Origin of the sequence: Streptomyces sp. NPDC057543, assembly GCF_042801895.1 — a bacterium.
Classification (GTDB): domain Bacteria; phylum Actinomycetota; class Actinomycetes; order Streptomycetales; family Streptomycetaceae; genus Streptomyces.
This window is the reverse complement of record NZ_JBHVFF010000399.1, coordinates 1-5,977: the sequence shown is the minus strand read 5'-3', so window position 1 is coordinate 5,977 and position 5,977 is coordinate 1. Positions and strand designations below refer to the sequence as shown.

The following is a 5,977-nucleotide window of genomic DNA, read 5'->3' as shown; positions in this document are numbered from 1 at the left end:
CCACCCGCCCGAAGGTCTGTGCCCACCGCTGGGCAATGCCATCGGCCCGGACAGGCTCATCTCCGGGCGGCCCGGACCACCGTGCGGCCGCCGCCGTGCACGGCCCTTCGGCTCTTCCGGCGCGCGGCGGCGCTCGGGGGCTCCTTCGGCCGCGCCGCCCAGGCAGGCATCATCGACCAGTTGTACGCGCTCGTCCGCGAGACGAGGTCGAGTCACAGCTCCCCAGCATGCAGACCACGATCACCGCCACCGGGGCACGGGAAACGTGCGACACGGAGGGGCGGGAGTCCTGCCTCAGTGACGCAGCAGCAGCGTGACGCCGGCCACGACGGCACCGAGCACGATCGCGGCGACGCCGTAGGCGACCCGGTGCGAGCGCAGCCAGGGCAGCAGTCGGTCCACGGCGATCCGGCCGGGGCCGGTCAGGGCGAGCGCCACCGCGGTCAGAGCGATGAGGATCTCGTACTCGACGCCCTCCGGGGCGAAGAAGCCGCCGCCCCACTTGACGGAGATCGCGTTGACAAGCGTGCCCGCGACGGCCGCGGCGGCGAGCGGAGTGAGCAGGCCGAGCACGAGGCCGAGCCCGCCGAGGGTCTCGCTGAGACCGGCCACGACGGCGAACGCCCTCGGCGAGGGGTAGCCGGAGGCGGCGAAGAACTGCCCGGTGCCGTCGATGCCGCCCCCACCGAACCAGCCGAACAGCTTCTGGGCGCCGTGCGCGGCCATGGTCAGGCCGAGGGCGAGGCGCAGAACGAGCAGGCCGATGTCATAGGCGCGGGCGGGAGCGGCCGGGGCCTTCTCGGGCGCAGCGACGGGGCGGGACAAGGTGGTGGCAGGAGTGGTCAAGGGAGGGCCTCCTCGTGGGGCGGATGGCAGGGGCCGCGCGACGCTGGGCCGCGCCGCATTAACTTGAATCTTCAAGGTAACCCACGAAGACCTTTGCTTCAACTTTCAAGCACTTCGTGTAGGGTCGACGGCACGGTCGGCCGGACCGCAGCGCCGCTTCGGCTCCCTGCTCGTGCACAGCGGTCGGCTGCCACCCAGTCCCGTGCGTGCACCAGGAGTCGCCGCTATGCCGTACACCGTCGCCCCCACCGTGCGCTGGTCCGTCGAGCCCGCCTGCAGGCCCGGCACGCCGCTGGTCGTCGCCCTGCACGGGCGGGGCGCGGACGAAACGTCGTTCGCGCAGCTCACGCCGCATCTGCCGCCGGGCGCCACCACGGCCTTCGTGCGCGCCCCGCTGGCTGAGGGTGCTGGATACGCGTGGTTCGCCAACCGGGGCATCGGGCGCCCGTTGCCCGACTCCATCGCCGCGACCGCCGACTGGCTGTTCGACTGGCTCGACGTCGAGGCCGCGGAGCACACCTCGGTCTCGCTTCTCGGCTTCTCGGGCGGCATGGCGATGGCGGGCGGTCTGCTGCTCGCTCGCCCGGAGCGGTTCGCCGCCGCCGTGTTCCTGTCCGGCACGCTGCCGTGGGACGCGGGCCTGCCGGAGGAGCCGGGACGCCTGGCCGGGGTGCCGGTCTTCTGGGGGCGGGACGACGCGGATCCGGTGATCCCCGCCGACCTCGTGGCCAGGACGGGTGAATGGCTGCGTGAGAAGTCGGGCGCCCGCCTTGCGGAACGCCGCTATCCGGGGCTCGGACACGGCATCGCGCTGCCGGAACTGGCGGATGCCTCGGACTTCTTGCAGGGCGCCTGGAGTGCCGCGGCCCGGCAGTGATGCCTGGCGGGGCGCATCACCGCCCCGGGACCGCCGGCGCGACCGGAGCTCGGAGATCAGGTCGGCGACGAGTGTCGGCGCCGGCGCGTCGAGGCAATCAGACCGCAGTCCAGCAGCTCCTTCCGGGCCGCCGCGAACTCCTCGGTCACCTCGCCCCCTGCCGCCGGCTCGGAGAGCACGATCACGCGGCAAGAGGCGGGCCCGGTAATCGCCATGCGGCACGGCAACACCCTGCCGCATGGCACCGGTCGATGACCCTGCTGGTGAACCCGGCAGGCAGCTGTATGCCGTTGGCGTCCGCGACACCCAGCGCCCCGTAGGGTCCGGAACCGGGCTGAGCCGGGGCCGCGTAGGCGGCGCCGTGCATCAGGGTTCCGCCGAAGGCCGCGACCGAACCGCCGATGACCGCTCCACGAAGGAAATTGCGACGTTCCACGTGTCACTCCAGGGGGAGGTGGTGACTTGCCAGCCGCCGGTCGGCGGCTGGGGTCGCACGCTTCCGGAAGGTAGGAGTGAAGAATTGACAGGGTGTGAACACCAAGACATCCGAAGATGATGAGCGCATGCCACCCGTGTCGCTGAAGCCGCATCCCAAGAACGGCCGTGAACCGACCCCCGACGACCTGCGCGAACTCGTCGCCCGTGCAGAGCAGTTCCCCGGCACACTGCCCCTGGTCGCCGAGACGCGGCGACAGGCCGCTTGCGCCCACCGCCCCGTTCGGGGCGCGGCCCCAGTGGCCTCCATCAACGCACCTCCGCCCAGACCGTTTTGGTGTACGCGTCGCGGACGGTGCAGCCCCAACGGTCCGCGTACGCCTCGACGAGCAGCAGACCGCGGCCCGATGCCGCGTCGGCGGACACGGGTCCCGCTGCCGGGATGGGCGGCGGGCACTCCGGACGGGTGTCGGTCACCTCGATACGAACGGCGTGGGGCAGAAGGAGGAGCGTCAGCCCGAAGTCGCGTCCGGGGAGGCGCCCGTGTGTGATGGCGTTGGCAGCCAGCTCGGCGGTGACGAGCGCGACGGTTCGAACAGTCTCGGAGTCGTACGGGCTGCCGCACCACTCGGTGAGCTGCTGGACCGCGAGGGTACGGGCCAGCCGGGCGCCACGTGGGGTGCTGCTGAGGCGGAGGGCCAACTCGTGGGCCGGGGGACGTGGTTCATGGGTGCTTTCCTGTGGCTTCACGGCGCCATCGTGGGATGCCGTGTATGTCGCTGACCAGGTGCGACGGCCGTACGGGACATCGGTCGTACGAGGGGGACGGAGAGGCGCCGTCCTGAGTTGTACGGGTCCTGTACGGGTGCCGTACGGCGCGGGGACCGTGTCCCGGGAAATGGCCCACCCGTTGAACCTTGCCCAGCCGTAGTGGGGTCGAGAGACGCTATCGGCTGGCTGTCGGGGCGGCGGGAACGGTGACGGAGGGAGCGGTGAGCGCCATGCGGGACACGCGGAACAGCCGGGCGACGAGGACGAAGGAGGACAGCGACCTGCCGGGGGTATGGGTGGCCTACGGCAAACTCCTCCAGCACCTGCGCAAGCGGGCCGCGTTGAATCAGCAGGCGCTCGGAGAAGCCATCGGCTACTCCCTGGAACAGGTCGCCTCCGTCGAGCAGGGGCGACGCCCCGCGAAGGAGGCGTTCACCGTCGCGGCGGACCGGGTGCTGGCCGCGGGAGGGGTGCTGGAAGTGCTCCAGGCCGATGTGGACCGGGCGAAGCTTCCGCAGTTCTTCCGCAACTTCGCGCTCATCGAGGCGGAGGTGCTGAGCCGCTTCTCCTACGACCCGCTGCTGGTGCCGGGCCTGTTGCAGACGGAGGCGTACGCACGGGCCGTGTTCGGCGGCCACTGCCCGCCGTTCAGCGAGGACATCATCGACCAGCACACGGAAGCGCGGCTGAGCAGGCAGAAGCTGCTGACACGGGACCCGCTGGCGGAGCTGTCGTTCATCATCGGGGAGGAGGCGTTGCGCGACCCGGTGGGCTGCAGCGAGGTGATGCGCGCGCAGTGGCAACACCTCCTGAGGGTGGGAACGTTGCGCAATATCGAGGTTCAGGTCATGCCTGCCGGGCAGGGGTTCCACCCTGGGAAGAACGGGCCCTTCGTGACGGTCCAGACGAAGGAACTCCGGCACCTCGGCTACTTCGAGTCGCAGGGTGTCGGGTGCGTCGTCGGTGATCCGGCAGAGGTCAGCTCCTTCGGGTTGCGGTATGGCAAGCTGCGATCGCAGGCCCTGAACGTCGAGGCGTCTGCGCGGCTCATCGAACGGCTGGTGGGAGAGACATGAGCATGGAGCAGGTAACCGACAACGTTGACGAGCTGCGCTGGTTCAAGAGCAGCTACAGCGGATCGGACGGCGGCGACTGCGTAGAGGTGGCCGCCGGCCCCGGTGCGGTGTACGTACGGGACTCGAAGATCGCCGATGGCGGACCGGTGCTGCGGGTCGGGCGGGGCGAGTGGGCGGCGTTCGTGACGCTCGCTCGCGGGTAGTCCCGACAAGGCATCCTGAACGGAACAACGGGCTCCGTCCGCATCAATTGTGGTGGTGTGGACGAGCCCGTAGTCATGCAGAAGGCTCAGAACGAGATCGGAATTACGGCCCTCACCCTGCACGCGGGCCAGCAGCCCTCGGACGCCGCATCACCCGGTGATTCCGGTACGCCGCTGCTCACCGTCCCCGACCTGCTGATGGATGGCACCCCGAGCAGGCTGCTGCCGCCCGGCGCCGCCCAGGCCGTGGCCGAAGAGGGCGACGTCGTGGTAGCCGGGGTCGTTCGCGCGTTCCGGGCATGGGTCCACGAAGGACCGCCGATCGCCCTGGGCCCCCAGCTGTACGCCCTGCGCGTGGACCGGGCGATGCCGGACGCCCATTTCCTCGCGGGTTGCCTTCGTGCACCGGCCAATGGACGCCAGGCCGGCACGCACGCCTCCAGCTCGTCCCGCGTCGACGTCAGAAGGCTCCAGGTGCTCCAGCTCCCCCTGCATGAGCAGGCTGCCTACGCCGACACCTTCCGCCGCCTCACCGACTTCGAGAGACTGCTGAAACGGGCGGGCGACCTGGGCAAGGACTTGGTGAACGATGTCGGCGACCGGCTTGCCGCCGGCGGTCTCGCAACCGCGCGCAACAGCTAGGGCCCTGTCCGGCGGATCACGGCCGGACAGGCCCTGGCCGACGTCGCATCCGCGTCCAGTACCCCGTACCCGATACAGGCCGGAAGAACGGCCGCGCTCCCCGAAGGCCCCCCACCGTTTCCCAACGCGCCGTCCCGGTAAGTGCTCTGATGAGCCATCATCGAAGCGGGCGGGGAAAAGCCGGGCACGTGGTGCCCGCACCACACGGAGGAGGCACGGAGTGCGTAGTCGGGTGCGCGCAACGGATGGGCGGCATCTGGTCGTGGAGCATCTCGGGGATCCCCGCGGCAGACCGGTCTTCCTGCTCCACGGAATGCCCGGCAGCAGGCTCGGTCCGGCCCCGCGCGGCATGGTGCTGTACCAGCGCAAGACCCACCTGATCACCTACGACCGGCCGGGCTACGGCGAATCCGACCGGCTGCCGGGCCGCTGTGTCGCCGATGCCGTCCAGGACGTTCGGGCCATCGCGGACCATCTCGGGCTGGAGCGGTTCGCCGTGGTGGGCCGCTCCGGAGGCGCCCCGCATGCCCTGGCCTGCGCCGCGCTGATGCCCGAACGGGTCACCCGTACCGCCGCGCTCGTCGGGCTGGCCCCCCGGGATGCCGACGGCCTCGACTGGTTCGAGGGCATGGCCGCCTCCAACGTGCAGGCGTACTCCACCGCCGCGGCCGATCCGGACGGGCTCGCGGAGTCGTTCATCTCACGGTCCGCGGTGATCAGGAAGAACCCGGTCAGGCTCATCGACGATCTGCGCCGGGAGCTGACCGAATCGGACCGGGTCGTGGTCAACGACGCCGGGGTCCGCACCATGCTGCTGCGCAACTACCGTGAGGGGCTGCGCACATCGGCATGGGGCTGGATCGACGACGCGATCGCGTTCTGCAGCCCTTGGGGATTCGACCCCGCGGATATCACGGGTCCGGTGATGCTCTGGCACGGCGAGAAGGATGTGTTCACACCGGTGGGCCACTCCCGCTGGCTGGCCGGGCGCATCCCGAACTCCACTGTCGTGGTGGAACCGGCGGCCGCGCACTTCGACGCGCTGCACGCCCTGCCCAGCATCCTCAACTGGCTGCTGGAACCCGTGACCTGCTGAGGTTCGGGCCCGGAGACGGGGGAGCGTCCGG

General features: G+C 70.7%; 7 protein-coding genes and 1 pseudogene. 5 read left to right on the top strand and 3 right to left on the bottom strand.

Annotation, left to right across the window (positions count from 1 at the left end; all coding sequences use genetic code 11):
- Positions 1-294: 294 nt before the first annotated feature.
- Entirely contained in the window at positions 295-846 is a 552-nt protein-coding gene (locus ACFU8Q_RS38155; RefSeq protein ID WP_384463767.1) for a DoxX family protein, read from the bottom strand.
- Between the two features lie 226 nt (positions 847-1,072).
- Between ACFU8Q_RS38155 and ACFU8Q_RS38150 the strand changes: the two genes are divergently transcribed.
- Complete coding sequence (locus ACFU8Q_RS38150) at positions 1,073-1,723, top strand: alpha/beta hydrolase (protein ID WP_384463764.1); 651 nt, start codon at positions 1,073-1,075, stop codon at positions 1,721-1,723.
- A 244-nt stretch (positions 1,724-1,967) separates the two neighbouring features.
- Here the strand turns inward: ACFU8Q_RS38150 and ACFU8Q_RS38145 are convergent.
- Positions 1,968-2,159: pseudogene (locus ACFU8Q_RS38145) on the bottom strand (translocation protein TolB); the annotation flags it as partial.
- A gap of 308 nt (positions 2,160-2,467) precedes the next feature.
- Positions 2,468-2,908, bottom strand: coding sequence for an ATP-binding protein (locus ACFU8Q_RS38140; RefSeq protein ID WP_384463761.1), 441 nt, complete (start codon positions 2,906-2,908; stop codon positions 2,468-2,470).
- A 251-nt stretch (positions 2,909-3,159) separates the two neighbouring features.
- Here ACFU8Q_RS38140 and ACFU8Q_RS38135 point away from each other — a divergent pair, with 251 nt between their 5' ends.
- From ACFU8Q_RS38135 to ACFU8Q_RS38120, 4 genes are all read left to right on the top strand, one after another.
- On the top strand, positions 3,160-4,005 hold the full coding sequence (locus ACFU8Q_RS38135; RefSeq protein WP_384463758.1) for a helix-turn-helix domain-containing protein: 846 nt from the start codon (positions 3,160-3,162) through the stop codon (positions 4,003-4,005).
- The gene (locus ACFU8Q_RS38130; protein WP_384463755.1) at positions 4,002-4,208 is read left to right on the top strand and encodes a DUF397 domain-containing protein; all 207 of its coding nucleotides are present in this window, start codon (positions 4,002-4,004) and stop codon (positions 4,206-4,208) included. The genes ACFU8Q_RS38135 and ACFU8Q_RS38130 overlap by 4 nt, the downstream gene beginning before the upstream one ends.
- A 57-nt stretch (positions 4,209-4,265) precedes the next feature.
- Entirely contained in the window at positions 4,266-4,850 is a 585-nt protein-coding gene (locus ACFU8Q_RS38125) for a hypothetical protein (RefSeq protein WP_384463752.1), read from the top strand.
- Positions 4,851-5,070: 220 nt separating this feature from the next.
- On the top strand, positions 5,071-5,946 hold the full coding sequence (locus tag ACFU8Q_RS38120; protein WP_384463750.1) for an alpha/beta fold hydrolase: 876 nt from the start codon (positions 5,071-5,073) through the stop codon (positions 5,944-5,946).
- Positions 5,947-5,977: the final 31 nt, after the last annotated feature.